The organism is Rhodococcus erythropolis R138, from assembly GCF_000696675.2.
Lineage (GTDB): Bacteria > Actinomycetota > Actinomycetes > Mycobacteriales > Mycobacteriaceae > Rhodococcus_F > Rhodococcus_F erythropolis.
In genome coordinates this window covers 1,787,334-1,807,051 of record NZ_CP007255.1, presented here as the reverse complement: position 1 = coordinate 1,807,051, position 19,718 = coordinate 1,787,334, and the positions used below count along the sequence as shown (strand labels likewise).

The window sequence follows — 19,718 nt, the reverse complement described above, 5'->3', positions numbered from 1 at the left end:
TACCCGACTTTTTGCGGAGCAGCGTTGCCGCGCCCGCACGACACCTGAGGTCTATTCATGTCCGATACCTACATCGTTTGCTCGAATCTGTCTTTTGCCTGGCCGGACGACACTCCGGTCTTCGACGAATTGTCCTTCACCGTGCCCGGTGGCCGAACCGGGCTGGTTGCCCAGAACGGCGTCGGGAAAAGCACTCTGCTCAGATTGATCGCCGGTCAACTCCGCCCACGCGCCGGCAGTGTGTCCGTCGACGGCGTTCTCGGATACCTTCCGCAAGACCTTCCACTGACGGGCGATCTGACCGTTGCCGAGGTCTTGGGCATCGCCCCGACGCTCGCTGCGCTGGACGCTGTCGAATCCGGAGACACACGAGAAGAACACTTCACGACAATCGGGTCCGACTGGGACGTCGAAGAGCGGACCCGAGCCCAACTCGGCCGACTCGGTTTGGCCGACATGACGTTCGATCGTCGTCTCGACACTCTGAGCGGCGGGCAGGTCGTCTCGCTCGGACTGGTAGCTCAACTCCTGCGACGCCCCGATGTCCTTCTCCTCGACGAACCCACCAACAATCTCGACCTTGACGCGCGCCGCAGACTTTACGACGTTCTCGACGACTGGAGTGGCTGTCTGTTGGTAGTCAGCCATGATCGAGGACTACTCGACCGCATGGACCGCATCGCCGAACTTCACAGCGGCGAGATCAGCTTCTACGGTGGCAATTTCACCGACTACGAAGCTGCGGCACGCTCGGCTCGCGAGGTGGCGGAGAAGAACATCCGCAACGCCGAGCAGGACGTCAAACGCGAGAAGCGCGAACTGCAGCAGGCCCGAGAACGCGCTTCACGACGCGCAAGTAACGCTGCCCGCAATCTCGGGAACGCGGGCTTGCCCAAGATCTTTGCGGGGACCATGAAGCGCAATGCTCAGGAGTCGGCCGGCAAGGCGAACGAGACACACCTCGCCCGGGTCGACGCGGCAAAGGACCGACTCGACAGAGCGGGCCGCGCTCTTCGAGACGACCAGACGATTTCGCTCGAACTGCCAGGCACTCACGTACCCGCCGGACGCATGGTGTTCCTTGGTGAGCGAATGCAATTCGCGTTCGGCGATCGTGAGATCTTCGCCGACCCCGGCATTGACCTGGCCATTCGAGGACCGGAGCGTATCGCGTTGACCGGGCCGAACGGCGTCGGAAAGTCGACGCTACTTCGCATCGTCAACGGGGATGTTGCGCCGACTTCCGGTGAGGTCAAGCGAGCCGACGGCCGGGTGGCATATCTGTCGCAGAGGCTCGACCTACTCGACCCCGCACGCACCGTCGCCGAGAACTTTGCATTGTCTGCTCCAGGCCTTCCGGCACCGGAACGCATGAACATCCTGGCGCGCTTCCTCTTTCGGGGTGCGGGTGCTCACCTACCCGTCGCTGCACTCTCGGGCGGTGAACGACTGCGGGCTACCTTGGCATGCGTTCTCTTCGCCGATCCGGCCCCGCAATTGCTTCTTCTCGACGAGCCGACCAACAACCTCGACTTGGTGAGCGTTGCTCAACTCGAAAGTGCCCTGAATGCATATCAGGGCGCGTTCGTGGTGGTTAGCCACGACGAGAGATTCCTGGCCGAGGTCAAGGTCGAACGCTGGCTCAGGCTCTCGGACGGCCGTTTGACCGAGGTCGCCGCACCGGACGCAGTGGGCTGACACGACCAACGAACAGGCGAAAGGCCTTCACACACATCGTGTGTGAAGGCCTTTCGTCTGCACTACTGGTCAAGGCGTCCTGGTGTACACCGGATCGTCGAAGGATCGACGTTGCGTCACCCAGTCAGTGGGCAGGATGTTCTCGATCATGTCTTCACGGGATTCGTCGAACACGACGATCCGATCGGCGATTCGCCACTCACCACCGCGCCTTTCGAACCTGTCGACGTAACGGCACTTGATCGTGGCAAGCGTCTGCACCGAATCCGTACCGGAACGCTCCTGCCGCAGAAAACACAAACAGTACGACTCACACTGAGCGACATCGCCGTTGACGTCGATCAGTATGTTGGAAATGCAGTGAATCGAAGAGTCGATCGTCTTGTGCCTGAGCTTCATGTCTTCGATGAGCCCGTCGACGGTTCCGATGTAACCACCGTGGTTGTCTATCGCGTCGTCGAAGTAGCAGAGAGCTACGCTGTCGAAATCTTTCCGATCGACGGCCCGAGCGTAGCGATACAGAACTTCGGTGATTTCTTGCTTGTCAGCGAGGGACACAACACGTCTCCTGTTCTCCCGAGGTGATCAATCAACCTGCAGTTCAACGCCCTTGGTCTCCTTGATGAAGAAGACCGTGACGAGGGTGATCACGGCACAGAACACGAAGTATCCGGCCGGGGCGAGAGAGTTACCGGTCAAGCTGATGAGATAGGTGGCGATGAAGGGCGCGGTGCCACCGAGGAACATGTTGGTGACGTTGTTGCCCAAGGCCAGACCGCTGTACCGCACAGATGCTTTCAGCATTTCGACATAGGTCACGTACGAAGCACCGTTGACAACGGAAACGCAGATGAAGAGCACCGACTGACCGACAACCGCCTGCCAGATACCAGAACCGGCCATCATCATGAACATCGGGATTCCGAGAACCACCGCGGCGGCACTACCAGCGAACAGCACCGGCCGACGCCCGTACTTGTCTGCCATGTATCCCGAGATCGGCAACGTGATGACGCCGAGAACCAGTGCAAGAGAGGTGGAAAGGAAGGCAACGCGCGACGAGTGACCGCCGGTGGTCTGCAGGTACGTCGCGGCATACACCGAGGCGATGTAGTAGCCACCGGTGATGAGTGCGCCCAACAGGATGATCTTGACGACGCTGCCGCCGGAGGTACTGAGCAGCTCACGGATGGGAAGCTTCTTGGTCTCACCCTTGTCCTGCAGCTCCTCGAACTGAGGAGTGTCTTCCATCTGGCTACGGATCCAGATACCGATGCCGCCGATCAGCAGGCTGAGCAGGAACGGGATACGCCAAGCCCACTCGAGGATCTGCTCTTGCGAGAATACCGACGTCAGGCCGAGGGCCATGAGCGAAGCAGCCAGCGAACCCAGGTAGGTGCCGGTATTGACCATCGACGTCTGCGTCGCTCGCCACCGCTTGGGAGCGGACTCGGAGACAAAAGCGTTGGCACCGCCGAGTTCACCGCCGGCCGCGAAGCCCTGCAGGCAACGAGCCAGAACGAGGATGGACGTGGCCCACACACCCAACGTGGCGTACGTCGGCAGCAAGCCCATGCCTGCTGTCGCCAGAACCATCAGAAGGATGGTCCAGGAGAGAGCATTCTTTCGGCCGTACTTGTCGCCGATGTGGCCGAAGAAGATTCCGCCGGGTACGCGTAGGAAGAAGGCCACGGCAAATGCTGCAAAGGTACCGAGCAGTGCTGCGTTCGGGTCGTGGGAAACGAAGAACAGCGCGGCGATTGTCGTGGCCATGTATCCGTAGATACCGAAGTCGTAGTACTCGACGACGGTACCGACGATGGCCGCGCGAATTACCTTCGTCGTCGACTGTCGTTCGGTTGCCACGCTGCTGCCCTCGGTGGATTCGGCTCTCGCCATGGTCTCATTCTCTGACATGTTGTTCCCTGCCTGGATTGGATACTGACTGGATTCGGTGCCGCGCAGACGTCGGACGTCAGGAGTGCGCGATGGAATGGACCGGTGCGCTCTCAGCGCTGGTCCTGGTGTAATTCGCCGCATTACGTCCCGCTACGCGGCCCATGGTCAAAGCGTTGGCAACTGCATTGCCGCCGCCCACGTATCTCAGTCCGAGGATTCCGGCGCCGGCCTCACCGGCCGCGTACAGACCCTCGATAGGTACTCCGGTGCTGCCGAGCACGGCCGCATCGGTGTTGATTTCCATTCCCGCATGCGTGCATACGAGCTCCGCCGGAAGGATTTTCGCGGCATAGAACGGTGCTGTCGCAATAGGATCCGGGTTGCCGACGGCACCCTTGTTTCGCAGCGTGCGATGACGGAGGAAGTCGTCGTCGTGACCGCTGGGCAGTTGGTCGTTCCATCGACGCAGGGTTTGCGTCAACGTCGCAACCGGAACACCCGTAGCCACTGCGAGGTCTTCGATCGTATCCGCGCGAATCGTGCCACCGGCGGCAACTTCTTCCTCGATGCGTTCGGGATTCCAATCCGCATATCCCGGAGCCAGATTCACGCGAGCGTTCTCGTCGAAGATCATCCAACCGTATCCACCCTGATGGTCGATGATGCCGGTCGAGACGGCGTACGAGCTGTCCTCGTCCATGAATCGACGGCCGTCCTGGTTGACGTAGATCCGCGACTTCGGCGGAAAACCGGCCTGCCAGTGATGGAATCGCTGGAAGTAGACCGTGGGCAGCATCAGACCCCAGCCGTCGCCCGCCACGGAAGCACCGAGGTTTTCGGCAAAACGAAGATGGTCTCCGCGACTCCCCTCGGCTGCGACGACGAACAAGGCGTCTCCGGCCTTGTTCGCGTCCGGGAAGTGGCGCGCCACCAAGCCCGGATCTTGCGCGAATCCACCGGAAGCAACAACGACGGCGCCCGCATGTACCTCGATGTCGTCGGCGACAACACCGACAACCCGACCGTCTTCCTCGATCAGCTTCTGCACCCGTGTTCCGAAGATGACCTCGATCCCGTGCTTACGACGAGCCTTGTCCAGCACCTGAATCAGTCCGTATCCCTGATCCTTGGGCACATGGCCGCGCCAGACGTCCTCGACGCCGGCCTGGGCGAGTCCCGGTTGGTGAGCGTTACCCGAGATCGCCGCCGGAATCTCGACGCCGAGTCCGATGAGCCATTCCAGTGTCGGACCCGCGTTTTCGCAGAACGCACGAATCAATCCGGGTGAGAGCATCCACTGGTTGAGGTCCATGTAGTGCTGGAAGAACTTCTCCGCCGAGTCGTCGACGCCGAGTCCGGCCTGCACGCTTGTTCCGGCGGCCGTGAAGATTCCGGCCGAGAGCGCAGTGGAACCACCGAGTTCGGTTTCGGACTCGAACAGCAGAACGGATGCACCTTCTTCTGCCGCGGACACCGCAGCCGCGAGGCCTGCTCCGCCGCCACCGATGACAACGACGTCCCAGTGCTCGGTCATGAAAGTTCTCCAGTCTCCGCGATGATGCGGTGGTAAAGACCGTTCGACACCAACCCGCCGTCGACGGTGAGCTCCGTACCGGTGGTGTAGGTCGAACTGTTCGAGAGCAGGAACAGCACTGCTTCGGTGATCTCGTCGAGAGTTCCCATGCGTCCGAAGGGAACCGACTTCAGTGACGCGGCGACGAAGTCGTTTGCGCCGCCGAGCAGCGCCGTACCGACCAGTCCCGGGTGCACAGAGTTGACGCGAATCCCCCACTGCGCGAAGTTGCCCGCGGCCGACTTCGACAGACCGGTCAAACCCCACTTACTCGACGAGTAAGCCGGAGAGAAGTATCCGATCTGACCGGCGATGGACGAGATGTTGACGATCGATCCGCCACCACTCTCGCGCATCAGCGGCGCCACCGCCTTCATACCGTAGAACGGACCGAAGAGGTTGATCTTCATGGTCAGTTCCCAGATGTCGTTCGGGGTGTCCATGAATTCGAGCCGACGCGAGATGCCGGCGTTGTTGACCAGTCCCCCGAGTTCCCCACGGGTGGTGCGAATTTCGTCGACAACCCGGTCCCAGGCCTCGGCATCGGTGACGTCTAGAAGATGAGCGGACGCCGATCCGCCGGCGGAGACAATGTCGTCGACCACGCCGGATGAATCCGAAACATCGGCAATGCAGACATGCGAACCGCGCGCGGCGAGAGTGCGCGCGTGATGCGCTCCCATCCCGGCAGCACCGCCGGTAACGAGAACGACGCCGGGATATTTCGTGGACTCAGACATGCCGCGAACCACCGTCCACCGCAATGCTGTGCCCGGTGACGTAGCGCGCGCTGTCCGAGAGCAGGAACAGCAGCGGGCCGAAGACCTCTTCGGGCGAGCCCAGACGATGCAGCGGCACCGCGTCGAGTGCGTTCGCGAGCGCGATCGGATCTTCTTGAACCCACTTCGTCATCGCCGTGTCGATGTAGCCGGGCGCAATGGAGTTGACCCGAATACCCTTGTCCCCGAACTCCACTGCGAGAGACTCCGTGAGGTGCGCGACGGCAGCTTTCGACGTGCAGTAAGCGCCTCGCCCCTTCCGCACACGCAGCGCAGATACCGAGGACATGTTGACGATGGCGCCGCCGGGACCGAGGTGGCGTGCCGCAGCCTGAGCACCGTAGAGCACTCCTTCGACATTGACACTCAGCGTTGCGCCGATCTGCTCCGGGGTAATCTCCTCGGCCAGCGCGAACGGGAAGATACCCGCATTGTTGATCCAGAAATCGACCCGGCCGAACTCCTTCAACGCCAACTGCACAAGCAGTTCGTGCTCGTCCGGCTTGGTGACGTCGACCCGAGCTCCGACGACGCGACCCGGCTTGTCCGCCAGTGCATTCGATTCCAGGTCCGTATTGATTCGTGCGGCCGTGGCGAGCATCTGCTCTTCGTTGATGTCGGCGCCGACGACATGTACGCCGCGTGTTGCCAGCCCTTCGGCGAAGGTCGCACCCATACCCTGAGCCGCGCCGGTCACCACTGCGACCTTGCCTGCCAACTCCGGGTACACCGCCGACATCTGCGTCACAACGGTGCGGCCCGGGTTCGTCTGGTCAGAGCTTTCGGTCATGATGTACTTCTCCTACTGAATATTGTTGTGCAAGAAACTTTTCGGTACTTCAGCCTTGTTCGGACACTCGAGGTGCGTCGTCTCGGGAGACGGTGCGGCGGGCGATCTTCCATTCCTCACCGACCCGAACCACGCGGTCATCGACAGTCGTCATCCGCACCAGTCGCGATTCGCCGCCGCGAGCGGTGGCAACTATCTGCAGGTACCCGCGCACTGCGAGAGCACTCTCGTCCACCGCCTCGACTACGAGATTGGTCAGAACGTGCCGATGCACCTCGTCGACGGCTTCCGCAGCAGCGTAAAAGCGAGCAGCAAACGCTGCAAGGTCGCCGAAACCGACCACGGGTTCCGGATAACTGGGTGAATGAAATTCACCGTTGGCCGTGAATGTCTGCGCCCAATCCTGCTGGCGCCCAGAGTCTATGCAATGACTCTGGTGGCCGTACAGCTGTTGGATTGCGACAACATCCTCCGTTGCCACGACGCGATAGTTGCTCATGAAGGTTCTCTCCGAACACGCTGCGCTGCATCCACCCGAAGGTTGTGCAGCTCCGTAAAGTGTGCGATAATCGCACACACTGTGCGATATGTTCAAAGCGTAGGTGGCATACCTCACAAACGTCAAGAAAGGGATTTGATGTCAGAGCTGAGCGAGGAACACCGACCGCGCAAAAGCGCAGTTCAAGTGGACTCGAGCATGTCGAAAACGCTGCACCACGGACTCGAGATCTTGGAACTCCTGACGTCCTATCCGCACGGTTTGTCAGTCACGGACATTGCCGACGGAGTGGGAGTCCACCGGACTGTCGCACATCGGTTGATCCGCACGCTCGAGGCTCATCACCTGTGCCGCAAAGACTCCTTCAAGCGCGTCACTCTCGGCGCCGGACTGGTCACCCTCGCCGAACCGGTGGAACAGGATTTACGAACCCTGGCCCGCCCGATACTTCAAGAACTTGCCGAGGCCACCGAGGCGACAGCACACCTGGTGGTCCGCGAGAGCGACACCGAAGTGCGCGCACTGATGGTGGTCGAACCGCGCAGCGCCAAGGTTCACGTCGCGTTTCATCCAGGGCAGGTTGATCCGATCGACCGCGGCTCCGCCGGGCTTTCCATTCTTGCCTCACTCCCACCGGTGAGCGGGGAACGAGAGGAAGTGACGGCGGCCCGCGCACGGGGTTACGCAGTGACCGTCGGGGAGGTCATCCCGTCCGTCCTGGGAATCTCGGCAGTCATCCCCGGCAGACGCCGCGACGCCATCTCCAGCCTCGGAATCTCCGTGTTCGACTCCGAGGATCAAGCAGCCCTGGGCGCCGAGGTCATGGCAGCGGCAAAAACCCTCGGCAGCATGTTGCGCTGATCCAGACAACAGGCTGATCCGAACACCAGTCGAGCCCCGGGAATACCCGGGGCTCGACTTTGTTGACTCCGAATGAGATAGTTGAACAATCAACTACCTGACATCAGCTTCACGGATACAAGGAGTACGACATGCCTGCTGTGACAGTCGAGAACATCTTGGCCCTGCCCCGCCTCGACGAGCCGGCAGAGTCAGCAGTCGACCGCCCCGTCAAGAGCATCACCACCGCACCGGTCGGATACGAAGGTGAAGGCTTTCCCGTCCACCGCGCGTTCGCCGGCATCGACCTCTCCGCCCTCGACCCGTTCATCCACATGGACCAGATGGGCGAAGTCAACTACGCACCCGGAGAGCCCAAGGGCACTCCGTGGCACCCGCACCGCGGCTTCGAAACCGTCACCTACATGATCGACGGCATCATGGAGCACCAGGACTCCAACGGTGGCGGCGGTGTAATCGGCGGCGGCGACACCCAGTGGATGACCGCGGGTGGCGGCATCCTTCACATCGAAACTCCGCCGGAGCACCTCGTCCTCAGCGGCGGCCTGTTCCACGGCGTCCAACTGTGGGTCAACCTGCCTCGCGACAACAAGATGGCATCTCCGCGGTACCAGGACATCACGGGCAACAAGGTGGCCCTGCTTTCCTCGCCGGACGGCGGAGCCTTGGTGCGCGTCATCGCCGGAGACATCGCCGGCCACGCCGGACCCGGATCGACGTACACACCCATCGCGCTCTCCCACACCACTATTGCCCCGGGTGCGAGCCTGACTCTGCCCTGGAACCCCGAGTTCAACGCCATCGTCTACGTGCTCGCCGGCGAAGGAACGGTCGGAGCCGAGCGTCGACCCATTCGAGTAGGGCAGACGGCTGTCTTCGGACGCGGTGACTCCATCACCGTCGCCGCTTCCGATCGCCAGGATTCGCGGACCGAATCCCTCGAGGTATTCATCCTCGGTGGCAAACCGATTCGTGAGCCCATCGCGATGGCCGGGCCGTTCGTCATGAACACCAAGTCCGAGGTCATGCAGGCCTTCGAGGACTTCCAGGCCGGACGCCTCGGATCCATCCCGGCAGCACACGAAAAGCTGAGCTGACATGTCGTCGGTGGTCGTCCAACGAGCAGCCGAACGTGCGCACCTCAACTACGGCTGGCTCACCGCGCGTCACAGTTTCCCCTTCGCCGGAAACTTCGATCACGCCGCGTACGCGCACGGACTTCTGTTGGTGAACAACGACGACATCATCGAAGCCGGCTCCGGTTTCGACACTCATCAGCACCGCGATACCGAGATCGTGACGTGGGTGCTCAGCGGATCTCTGGTTCACCAGGATTCCGCTGGGCACTCCGGCGTCATCCATCGCGGACTCGCGCAGAGAATGAGCGCCGGTACCGGAATCCTGCACTCCGAGCGCAACGATCGCTTCCGGGCCGACGGCTCACGCGTCACCGAACCCGTTCACGTCGTTCAGATGTGGATACCGCCGGACGAATCCGGAGTGACCCCGAGCTATCAGGAACTCGACATCAACTCCGAACTCGACGGCGGTGGCCTGATCACCCTGGCATCGGGGATGCCTGCGCATCGCGGTCACAGCGCCATCGGCCTGCACAACAAACATGCGGCACTACATGTTGCTCGCCTCGAGACCGGCGGGTCGGTATCTCTTCCGGATGCGCCGTACGTGCACGGGTTCATCGCCAGCGGCACTGTCGACGTCGAGGGAGTCGGATTGCTGGGACCAGGAGATTCGTTGCGACTCAAGGACACTGGCGGTCAACGAGTCGAGGGAATCGACGATGCGGAGATACTCGTGTGGGAGATGCACGCGTCGACGAACTGACGACACCACCGAGTACGCCCAATGTTCGGACTACACAGCAGGTTCGTCGTAGGGTGGATGCCGGTAGTGGTGGATCCGGTAGTGATGGATCCCGGTGGCACAGAAGGAGGAGCCATGGCATCTGGTCGAGCACAGGCCCCACGGACGACACCGCACATCGATGTGCACCGCTCCGGTGATCGCTTGAAATCCCGCGTCTCCTGGCTGGATTCGAAACATTCGTTCTCGTTCGGACAGCATTACGATCCGGACAACACTCATCACGGATTGCTGCTCGTCAACAACGACGACACCGTACTGGCGGGAACCGGTTTCGATACCCATCCGCACAAGGACATGGAAATCGTGACCTGGGTGCTTCGCGGTTCGCTCGTGCACCAGGATTCCATCGGCCACACCGGCGTCATCTATCCAGGCCTCGCCCAGCGCATGAGCGCCGGCACCGGAATCATGCACAGTGAGAAGAACGATTCGTGGCGTATTGGCGGCGAACAGCATTCCGACCCCGTGCATTTCATCCAGATGTGGGTGGTACCCGACGAAGGTGGACTGACTCCCGGCTATGAACAACTCGAGATCGACGACGAACTGCTGCGCGGCGGTCTGATCCCGGTGGCCTCCGGAATGGAGCGCTACAAGGATCATTCGGCGATTCGCATCAACAACAAGAACGCCGCCATGCACGTCGCGCGGATTCTGCCCGGCACCTCCGTGAATCTTCCCAGCGCACCGTTCCTGCACGTCTTCGTTGCGCAGGGCACTGCCGAGATGGAGGGCGTCGGCACACTGTACGAGGGTGATGCCGTCCGGTTGAGCGATTCGGGTGGGCAGCAACTGACCTCCGACGCCGGGGCGGAAGTCCTCGTCTGGGAGATGCATTCACGTATCGGTGGTTGAGACCCGGTCTCGGCAGGACTGGGTGCGCTGGAGATACTCGACGGATGAGCATCGACAACTCCGCCGCACCCGTCACGCAACTTGACCCCCTCAACACCTTGATGGGTGTGCGCGCCGTATCGGTCGTGCCGGGCGACTTGGCCTTCGCGCAGGCAGTCGGCCCGCGCTTCCACGATCACCGTGGCAAGACGGTGCTCGGTTCCATCGGCGTCATGATCGACGGTGCCATGGGCGGCGCGGTGTACTCGGGGCTGACCTCGGGCCATCAATCCGTGCTCGCGCAGGTCACGGTCAGCGCGGGCGCCGACATTCCCGCTCTCGCAGACGTCGGCGCCACCGGCACGCTCGTGCATCTCGACGACGGCGTCGGGCTCGCGTCCGGTCAACTTCGCGACGAGAACGGCACCCTCCTGGCCGTCATGGCCGGCCGCGCAATGGTGGTCTCGCGTCCACCCGTCGTCGGAATCGACGACTACGTGGACGGTGCGCCGCTACCGGTCCCGACGCCGGAGAAAACGAGCAACCTGAGTGGGTTGTCGGGGTCCGACGTCGTCGAAGGTATCCGAGGCGGCAAACTCGAACGCGGACCGCTCGCCGGGCTACTCGATCTTGCTGTCGTCGACGTGACGCCAGGTTCCGTCGTCGGTGAGTTCTCACCCGTGGCCTGGATGGCCAACCCGCTGGGCGCCGTGCAGGGTGGTGTCCTCATCTCGGCAGTCGACGCCATTACGGGACTGGCAGCACAGACCCTGACCAGCGCCGATCAGGACTATCGCGTCCTCGACCACAAGATCGACTTCCTGCGATCACCCGACATCGGTGGGCCGGTCTTGCGCGCCGAAGCCTCCGTGATTCGCGCCGGGCGCAGGCTCGCGCTGATCGAAACTCGCATCGTCGACGCCGGCGGGCAGGTCTACGTACGGGCCACCTCGAGCATCCAGATGCTCTCCCAGCAAGTTCACAGCGGATAACCAGTTCCGCACCAGGTCGCCCGTCCACCATTGAGACAACAGCCCACACAATGGAGGTACAGCGGCGTGAACAAAGACATCGAAGCGAGCAGGCTACGCGTGAGCCGTCGACGGGCCCTCGCTCTCGGCGGAACCATCAGTCTCGGCGGGCTCATCGCAGCCTGTTCCGGTAACAGTGGCACCGCCACGACGACTTCGGCCGCGGCTGCATCGACGACAACCACTTCCGGCGCTTCCGCAGCGGCCACGTCCGGCGATGCCGTCACCGCACTTCTGGCCAAAGCACCGCAGTGCGTCATGAGCAAGGAAGAGACACAGGGCCCCTACTGGTTCGACGTCGACTCCATTCGCGGCGACATCCGCGAAGACCGTCCGGGCACCACACTGCAGGTGGCAATGCGCGTGCAGGACAACAGCCAGTGCAACGTCGACGGCAGCATCGGCGCGGTCAGTAACGCCGTCGTCGAGATCTGGCACTGCGACGCCGGCGGCGTGTACTCCGGCTTCGAATCCGGTTCGCTGAGCGCCAACGGCGGCGGCGGTGGCGGCGGAACTCCCCCGGCCGGCGGGATGGGTGAACCTCCGTCAGGTGCACCCGGAGGAATGGGCGGCGGTATGGGCGGTTCCGGAGAGACCTCCGACGGTTCGTACAGCGTCGGCGACACCGAAGCCACCACCACCGACGACGGCACCTACCTGCGCGGTGCCCAGACCACCGATGCAAACGGCATCGCACAGTTCACAACGATCTTCCCCGGCTGGTACATGGGCCGCACCACCCACATCCACGTCAAGGTTCACATCGACAAGAAGACGGTCCTCACGTCGCAGACCTTCTTCGACGAGACCCTTCTCGACGAGGTGTACTTGCAGTCCCCGTACAGCGAGCACACCGGTCGTGAGAACAACACGAACAACGCCAGTGACGGTATCTACGACGACACCGGCCTCATGACCGTCGAGAAGCAGTCGGACGGTTCCTACCTCGCCGTCATCAACCTGGGTATCGACGCCTGAGGTAGGAGCCAGGTCAGCCGCCGACGTATGCCGCGAGGTGCTTTCCGGTGAGGGTGGAGCCGTCGGCGACGAGCTCCTCGGGAGTGCCTTCGAAGACGATCCGACCGCCGTCGTGACCGGCTCCAGGGCCGAGGTCGATGATCCAGTCGGCGTGCGCCATCACGGCCTGGTGGTGCTCGATGACGATGACGGACTTACCGGAATCGACGAGTCGATCGAGCAGGCCGAGCAACTGCTCGACGTCGGCCAGGTGCAGTCCGGTGGTCGGCTCGTCGAGGACGTACACGCCACCCTTCTCGCCGAGGTGCGTAGCCAGCTTGATTCGCTGTCGTTCACCGCCGGACAGCGTCGTCAGCGGCTGGCCGATCGTGAGGTACCCGAGCCCAACGTCGACCAGTCGTACGAGGATCTTGTGCGCAGCGAGCGTCTTGGCCTCACCGTCGCCGAAGAACTCCTCGGCCTCGGCCACCGACATCGTGAGAACCTCGTTGATGTCCTTGCCACCGAATTTGTATTCGAGAACTTCCGCCTGGAAGCGCTTGCCTTCGCACTCCTCGCAGAGAGTGGCAACGCCGGCCATCATCGCCAGGTCGCTGTAGATGACGCCGTTGCCGTTGCACGTCGGGCAGGCACCTTCGGAGTTGGCACTGAAGAGCGCCGGCTTCACGCCGTTGGCCTTCGCGAATGCCTTGCGGATCGGGTCGAGCAGCCCGGTATACGTTGCCGGGTTGCTCCGACGCGAGCCGCGGATCGCACTCTGATCGACCGACACCACGTCCTCGCGTTTCGCGAGCGAGCCGTGGATCAGCGAACTCTTACCCGATCCGGCCACACCAGTCACCACGACCAGTACACCGAGCGGTACGTCGACATCTACATCTTGGAGGTTGTGTGAGTTCGCTCCACGAATCTCGATTGCTCCGGTGGACTCCCGCACGGTCTCCTTGAGGGCGGCCCGGTCGTCGAAGTGACGCCCGGTGACCGTATCGCTGGCTCGCAAGCCATCGACTGTGCCCTCGAAGCAGACGTTTCCACCGGCGCTACCCGCGCCTGGCCCGAGGTCGACGATGTGATCGGCGATCACGATCGTCTCCGGCTTGTGCTCGACAACGAGCACGGTGTTGCCCTTGTCCCGCAGGCGCAGCAGAAGATCGTTCATCCTCGCGATGTCGTGCGGATGCAGGCCGGTAGTGGGCTCGTCGAATACATACGTGATGTCGGTGAGCGAGGAACCCAGGTGCCGAATCATCTTGGTGCGCTGAGCTTCACCACCGGACAGCGTTCCCGACGGACGGTCGAGGCTGAGGTAGCCGAGTCCGATCTCCACGAAGGAGTCGAGCGTTTCGCCGAGCGTCGTGAGCAAAGGCGCGACCGATGGTTCCTTCAGACCGCTGACCCATTCCGCGAGATCGCTGATCTGCATCGAGCAGGCGTCGGCGATGTTGACGCCCTTGATCTTCGACGACCGCGCGCCCTCGCTCAGTCGCGTCCCGTCACATTCAGGGCAGGTGGTGAACGTGATCGCCCGCTCGACGAATGCCCGGATGTGGGGCTGCATCGCGTCGACGTCCTTGGCGAGGAACGACTTCTGAATCTGCGGAATCAGACCCGTGTACGTCAGGTTGATGCCTTCGACCTTGATCTTGGTCGGCTCTTTGTAGAGCAGATCGTTCAGTTCCTTCTTGGTGTACTTCTTGATCGGCTTGTCGGGATCGAAGAAACCGCAGCCGCGGTAGATCCGGCCGTACCAACCCTCCATGCTGTAGCCGGGGACCGTGATCGCACTCTCGTTGAGCGACTTGGTGTCGTCGTACAACGCGGTCAGATCGAAATCGTTGACCGCCCCTCGTCCCTCACATCGCGGACACATGCCGCCGGTGATCTTGAAGCTACGACGCTCTTTCGTCTGACGTCCGCCGCGTTCCATCGTGACCGCGCCTGCTCCGGAGATCGACGCCACGTTGAACGAAAACGCCTGAGGTGAACCGATGTGAGGCTTTCCGAGACGGCTGAACAAGATGCGGAGCATCGCGTTGGCGTCGGTGGCGGTTCCGACTGTCGAGCGCGGGTCGACGCCCATCCGCTGTTGATCGACGATGATCGCGGTGGTCAGGCCGTCGAGAACATCGACGTCCGGCCGCGCGAGCGTCGGCATGAATCCTTGAACGAAAGCGCTGTAGGTCTCGTTGATCATCCGCTGCGATTCCGCGGCGATCGTACTGAACACCAGCGAGCTCTTTCCCGAACCGGAGACGCCGGTGAATACCGTCAGCCTCCGCTTCGGGATCTCGACGCTGATGTCTTCGAGATTGTTCACCCGCGCGCCTTGCACGCGGATCAAATCGTGGCTGTCTGCAGTGTGCAGGGCAGTCATCGTGTCTCCATCTGTCAGTCGATCGCCGACGGTCTCAGCGCAGTTGACGGTCTCAGCGCAGTTGACGGTCTCAGCGCAGTTCTTGAATACGGATCAGGTTTCCCGCTGGGTCGCGGACGGCGCAATCGCGAACGCCGTACGGCTGCTCGGTCGGTTCCTGGACGACGTCGATGTCGCCGGCCTGAAGCCGCTCGAACGTATCGTCCAGATCTTTGGTGGCCAGAAGAAGTCCGCCGTACGTGCCCTTGGCCATCATCTCGATGATGGTGCGGCGCTCGTCGTCGGTGATTCCGGGATCGACGGCCGGCGGATGCAACACGATGGAGGTGCCGGGCTGGCCGGGCGGCCCCACCGTGATCCAACGCATCCCGTCGTAGCCGACGTCGTTGCGCACCTCGAAGCCGAGGGTGTCGCGGTAGAAGTTCAGGGCGGCGTCAGGGTCGTCCTGCGGAAGGAAACTCGAGTGAATGGTGATGTCCATGGCGATCACGTTAATTGCGGTTGTGGGTTCTGCGCTTCTCGATTCCTGATCGGTCTGGTGACTTGTTTGGACACGCAGGACGGCATTCCGGCCGTCGACTGCTCGGCCTCGCGCCGATAGACGCTGGGCGGGACCCCTACCAATTCGGTGAACTTACTGCTGAAAGTGCCGAGAGAGCTGCAGCCGACTTCGAAGCAGACGTCCGTGACACTGAGGTCCCCGCGGCGCAGTAACGCCATTGCGCGCTCGATTCGCCTGGTCATCAGGTATGCGTACGGCGGTTCGCCGTACGCCTGACGGAATTGGCGACTGAGATGCCCCGCAGACATGTTCACTCCCCGCGCGAGCGCCTCCACGTCCAGAGGCCGCGCGTACTCCCGGTCGATACGGTCACGCACGCGTCGTAGTCGCGCGAGGTCCTGCAGGTGCGGATCTGCGGCAGGTCTGCTGGTCACGTATTCGATCGTGCCATGCGGTACCGACGTTGCCCAGCACAAGAGATGAACTGGGGTGTGGAGCGATCACGCACACACCGAGCAGTTCGTCATGATCGTGTAAGGATGGAGAAATGACCACGGCTCATCGCTCAGGCATCGACCTCACCCACCTCGACGGCGACACACGGGCGCAGGACGATCTGTTCGTCCACGTCAACGGAAAATGGCTCGCCGAATACGAGATTCCGGCAGACCGCGCAGTCGACGGGGCCTTCCGGACGCTCTACGACAAGGCCGAAGAAGACGTACAGACCATCATCACCGAAGCCGCGGAGTCCAACTCTGCCGCCGGTACCGATGCACAGCGCATCGGCGACCTGTACTCGAGCTTCATGGACGCCGACGCCGTGGAGGCCGCGGGCCTCAGCCCCATCGACGACGAGCTCGACGCCGTCGCCGATGCGCCGGACCGGTCGTCGTTGGCCACCGTGATCGGACGCCACCAGCGCGTCGGCGTCGGCGGTGCCATCTCGCATTACGTCGACACCGATGCCAAGAATTCGGAGCGGTACCTGATCCACTTCAGCCAGTCGGGAATCAGCCTGCCCGACGAGTCGTACTACCGCGAGGACAACTACGCGGAGATCCGCGAGAAGTACGTCGCGCACATCGACAAGATGTTCACCCTCGCCGGCGTCGGCTACGACGCACAGCGTGTGTTCGACCTCGAGAAGAAGATCGCGGCCGGGCATTGGGACGTCGTCAAGCGTCGTGACGCAGATCTGAGTTACAACCTCGTGGGCTTCGAGGAACTGACCGAGCAGAACCCCGGTTTGGACTGGGCGGCATGGTTGTCCGGTCTCGGCGCCGATTCGGAGAAGTTCGCCGAGATCGTGGTTCGTCAGCCCGATTTCCTGCACACCTTCACCGCACTCTGGGCGTCGGAGTCACTCGACGACTGGAAGGCATGGGCAGCGTGGAAGGTGCTGCACGCTCGCTCCCCCTACCTGCATTCGGCGCTGGTCGACGAGACCTTCGCTTTCTACGGAACCACGCTCTCGGGTACCGAAGAGAACCGTGAGCGCTGGAAGCGCGGAGTCAGCCTGGTGCAAGATCTGCTCGGCGAGGCCGTCGGCAAGCTCTACGTCGACCGTCACTTCCCCGCTGAGGCGAAGACCCGCATGCTGGAACTGGTCGCCAACCTACAGGAGGCGTACCGCCGCAACATCTCCGACCTCGAGTGGATGAGCCCGCAGACTCGTGAGGCCGCGTTGGCCAAGCTCGAGAAGTTCACCCCGAAGATCGGTTACCCCGACAAGTGGCGCGACTACGCCGGTCTCGATATCTCGGCTACCGACCTGGTGGGCAACTACCGTCGTGGATACGCCGCCGAGTACGACCGTGACCTGGCCAAGCTGGGTGGCCCCGTGGACCGTGACGAGTGGTTCATGACGCCGCAGACCGTCAACGCGTACTACAACCCGGGCATGAACGAAATCGTGTTCCCCGCAGCCATTCTCCAGCCGCCGTTCTTCGACGCCGCAGCCGACGACGCCGCCAACTACGGCGGCATCGGTGCCGTCATCGGCCACGAGATCGGGCACGGCTTCGACGATCAGGGCGCCAAGTACGACGGCGACGGCAACATGGTCGACTGGTGGACCGACGAGGATCGTAGCGAATTCGGCAAGCGCACAAAGGCTCTCATCGAGCAGTACAACGAGTTCGAGCCCAAGGAACTGCCGGGCCACCACGTCAACGGTGAATTCACGATCGGCGAGAACATCGGCGATCTCGGCGGGCTGTCGATCGCGATCGCGGCGTACAAGATCGCGACCGAAGGTACCGAACCTCCGGTCATCGACGGACTCACCGGTCTGCAGCGCGTGTTCTTCGGGTGGGCGCAGGTATGGCGCACGAAGGCCCGTGAGGCCGAAGCGCTTCGCCGTCTGGCCGTCGACCCGCACTCGCCGCCGGAGTTCCGGTGCAACGGCGTCGTCCGCAACCTCGACACGTTCCACGAGGAGTTCGACGTCAAGCCCGGTGACGCACTGTATTTGGAGCCGGAGAAGCGTGTGAAGATCTGGTAGCAAGGACAAGCCCCTGTGCGCGCTTAAGGACCCCCTGGACTCCCTGAGCGCGCACGGGGCCGAAGGCCCTACCGGGCGTACATGATCACCCCGACGCCGACCAGACAGATCAGCGCACCGACGATGTCGAAACGATCCGGGCGGAATCCGTCCATCACCACCGCCCACAGCAGTGAACCCGCTACGAAAATCCCGCCGTACGCGGCGAGGATGCGCCCGAAGTTCGCATCGGGTTGCATGGTCGCGACAAGACCGTAGAGACCGAGCGAGATGACGCCGAGCCCTACCCAGATCCAGCCCTTGTGCTCTCGAATTCCCTGCCACACCAACCACGCGCCCCCGATCTCGAGCAGCGCGGCGAGTACGAACAGCAAGAGCGAACGTGCGACGGTCATGCCGCACACAGTATCGCTACAGACGTACCCCGGTCTCCGCGGAAAAGAAGTAAACCTCGCCGGCCTTGGGCAGCAGATGAAGCGACTCCCCCGGTGCCACCGACATCTTCCGATCGACGCGAATGACAATTCGGCCGGATCGGCTCTGCCACTGCGAATCCGGGGCACCCTTTGCATAGACGAACGATTCGGCGCCCAGCTCTTCAAGCAGGTCGGCATCCACGGCCAGCGAGCCCTTTCGCCACGCTCCCACCAGATCCCACGACTCGGGACGCACTCCCACGACGACCCGCTCCCGCTCGGACGCCCCGGTGGGCAGCGGAATCCGCAGGTCACCGAGCACTGCGACGGTACCCTCGACCGGCGCTTCGATCAGGTTCATGCCGGGCGATCCGATGAAGGCGGCCACAAAGGTGTTGACGGGGTTGTCGTAAAGTTCCCGCGGCTTCGCCACCTGCTGCAAACGACCGTCCAGCATCACCGCCACCCGGTCCCCCATCGTCATCGCCTCGACCTGATCGTGGGTGACGTAGACCGTCGTGGTGCCGAGACGACGCTGTAAGGCAGCGATCTGTGACCGCGTACTGACGCGCAGTTTGGCGTCCAGATTACTGAGCGGTTCGTCCATGCAGAACACCTTGGGATGGCGAACGATGGCTCTACCCATGGCAACTCGCTGACGTTGCCCGCCCGACAGCTTGGCCGGTTTACGTCCGAGCAGCGGTTCGAGTTCGAGCATCCGCGCGGCCTCGAGTACCCGCTCGCGCCGTTCGGACTTTCCCACTCCCGCGTTCTGGAGCGCAAAACCCATGTTCTGCTCGACGGTCATGTTCGGGTACAGCGCGTAACTCTGAAACACCATGGCGACGTCACGTGCTCGCGGCGCGAGATGCGTGACGTCCGTGCCGCCGATCTCGATCCGGCCGTCCGACGCGGATTCGAGACCGGCGAGCATTCGCAGGCTGGTGGACTTACCGCAACCGGAAGGCCCTACGAGTACCAGGAACTCACCGTCGGCGATGTCGAGGTCGAGACGGTCGACTGCCGGTCGATCGGTTCCTTCGTAGCGGTGCGTGACTCCCGCGAATTGCACGTTGGCCATAAGTGTTCTC

General features: G+C 62.5%; 19 protein-coding genes. 8 read left to right on the top strand and 11 right to left on the bottom strand.

Features of this window, described 5'->3' with window-relative positions; all coding sequences use genetic code 11:
• The first annotated feature begins 57 nt into the window (after positions 1-57).
• Positions 58-1,698 (top strand): ABC-F family ATP-binding cassette domain-containing protein, encoded by a 1,641-nt coding sequence (locus tag H351_RS08455; RefSeq protein ID WP_029256187.1) that lies wholly within the window; start codon positions 58-60, stop codon positions 1,696-1,698.
• A gap of 69 nt (positions 1,699-1,767) precedes the next feature.
• On the opposite strand, the gene H351_RS08450 is transcribed toward H351_RS08455, so the two are convergent.
• From H351_RS08450 to H351_RS08425, 6 genes are all read right to left on the bottom strand, one after another.
• Entirely contained in the window at positions 1,768-2,256 is a 489-nt protein-coding gene (locus H351_RS08450) for a nuclear transport factor 2 family protein (protein WP_029256188.1), read from the bottom strand.
• Between the two features lie 27 nt (positions 2,257-2,283).
• Complete coding sequence (locus H351_RS08445) at positions 2,284-3,597, bottom strand: MFS transporter (RefSeq protein WP_007731424.1); 1,314 nt, start codon at positions 3,595-3,597, stop codon at positions 2,284-2,286.
• 76 nt (positions 3,598-3,673) lie between these two features.
• Positions 3,674-5,131 (bottom strand): FAD-dependent oxidoreductase, encoded by a 1,458-nt coding sequence (locus H351_RS08440; RefSeq protein ID WP_020909035.1) that lies wholly within the window; start codon positions 5,129-5,131, stop codon positions 3,674-3,676.
• On the bottom strand, positions 5,128-5,910 hold the full coding sequence (locus H351_RS08435; protein ID WP_020909036.1) for an SDR family NAD(P)-dependent oxidoreductase: 783 nt from the start codon (positions 5,908-5,910) through the stop codon (positions 5,128-5,130). The genes H351_RS08440 and H351_RS08435 overlap by 4 nt, the downstream gene beginning before the upstream one ends.
• Positions 5,903-6,739, bottom strand: a complete 837-nt coding sequence (locus H351_RS08430) for an SDR family NAD(P)-dependent oxidoreductase (protein WP_029256189.1) — start codon at positions 6,737-6,739, stop codon at positions 5,903-5,905. The genes H351_RS08435 and H351_RS08430 overlap by 8 nt, the downstream gene beginning before the upstream one ends.
• Before the next feature lie 49 nt (positions 6,740-6,788).
• Complete coding sequence (locus H351_RS08425; RefSeq protein ID WP_021345469.1) at positions 6,789-7,238, bottom strand: nuclear transport factor 2 family protein; 450 nt, start codon at positions 7,236-7,238, stop codon at positions 6,789-6,791.
• 138 nt (positions 7,239-7,376) lie between these two features.
• Here H351_RS08425 and H351_RS08420 point away from each other — a divergent pair, with 138 nt between their 5' ends.
• The 6 genes from H351_RS08420 (at position 7,377) to H351_RS08395 (ending at position 12,829) form a co-directional block, all read left to right on the top strand.
• Positions 7,377-8,099: an IclR family transcriptional regulator gene (locus tag H351_RS08420; RefSeq protein ID WP_029256190.1), complete on the top strand. Its 723-nt coding sequence runs from the start codon at positions 7,377-7,379 to the stop codon at positions 8,097-8,099.
• A 131-nt stretch (positions 8,100-8,230) separates the two neighbouring features.
• On the top strand, positions 8,231-9,196 hold the full coding sequence (locus H351_RS08415; RefSeq protein WP_020970712.1) for a pirin family protein: 966 nt from the start codon (positions 8,231-8,233) through the stop codon (positions 9,194-9,196).
• A 1-nt stretch (position 9,197) separates the two neighbouring features.
• Complete coding sequence (locus H351_RS08410) at positions 9,198-9,944, top strand: pirin family protein (RefSeq protein ID WP_020970713.1); 747 nt, start codon at positions 9,198-9,200, stop codon at positions 9,942-9,944.
• Positions 9,945-10,058: 114 nt separating this feature from the next.
• A complete protein-coding gene (locus H351_RS08405; RefSeq protein ID WP_020970714.1) occupies positions 10,059-10,841 on the top strand; it encodes a pirin family protein in 783 nt (260 codons plus the stop codon).
• A gap of 44 nt (positions 10,842-10,885) precedes the next feature.
• Entirely contained in the window at positions 10,886-11,812 is a 927-nt protein-coding gene (locus tag H351_RS08400; protein WP_029256191.1) for a PaaI family thioesterase, read from the top strand.
• A 66-nt stretch (positions 11,813-11,878) separates the two neighbouring features.
• Positions 11,879-12,829 (top strand): intradiol ring-cleavage dioxygenase, encoded by a 951-nt coding sequence (locus H351_RS08395; protein ID WP_029256192.1) that lies wholly within the window; start codon positions 11,879-11,881, stop codon positions 12,827-12,829.
• Positions 12,830-12,842: 13 nt separating this feature from the next.
• Here H351_RS08395 and H351_RS08390 read toward each other — a convergent pair whose 3' ends face one another.
• The 3 genes from H351_RS08390 to H351_RS08380 all read right to left on the bottom strand — a co-directional run bounded on the left by H351_RS08390 (position 12,843) and on the right by H351_RS08380 (position 16,139).
• Positions 12,843-15,203: an ATP-binding cassette domain-containing protein gene (locus tag H351_RS08390; RefSeq protein WP_019745212.1), complete on the bottom strand. Its 2,361-nt coding sequence runs from the start codon at positions 15,201-15,203 to the stop codon at positions 12,843-12,845.
• Between the two features lie 70 nt (positions 15,204-15,273).
• Positions 15,274-15,684 carry a VOC family protein gene (locus H351_RS08385; RefSeq protein ID WP_020909044.1) on the bottom strand — a complete coding sequence of 137 codons (411 nt, stop codon included), beginning with the start codon at positions 15,682-15,684 and terminating at the stop codon, positions 15,274-15,276.
• A 5-nt stretch (positions 15,685-15,689) separates the two neighbouring features.
• A complete protein-coding gene (locus tag H351_RS08380) occupies positions 15,690-16,139 on the bottom strand; it encodes a helix-turn-helix transcriptional regulator (RefSeq protein ID WP_019745214.1) in 450 nt (149 codons plus the stop codon).
• Positions 16,140-16,252: 113 nt separating this feature from the next.
• Here H351_RS08380 and H351_RS08375 point away from each other — a divergent pair, with 113 nt between their 5' ends.
• Complete coding sequence (locus H351_RS08375; protein WP_029256193.1) at positions 16,253-18,211, top strand: M13 family metallopeptidase; 1,959 nt, start codon at positions 16,253-16,255, stop codon at positions 18,209-18,211.
• A 68-nt stretch (positions 18,212-18,279) separates the two neighbouring features.
• On the opposite strand, the gene H351_RS08370 is transcribed toward H351_RS08375, so the two are convergent.
• A complete protein-coding gene (locus tag H351_RS08370; protein WP_029256194.1) occupies positions 18,280-18,606 on the bottom strand; it encodes a YnfA family protein in 327 nt (108 codons plus the stop codon).
• Positions 18,607-18,622: 16 nt separating this feature from the next.
• The gene (locus H351_RS08365) at positions 18,623-19,708 is read right to left on the bottom strand and encodes an ABC transporter ATP-binding protein (RefSeq protein ID WP_019745216.1); all 1,086 of its coding nucleotides are present in this window, start codon (positions 19,706-19,708) and stop codon (positions 18,623-18,625) included.
• Between the last annotated feature and the right edge of the window lie 10 nt (positions 19,709-19,718).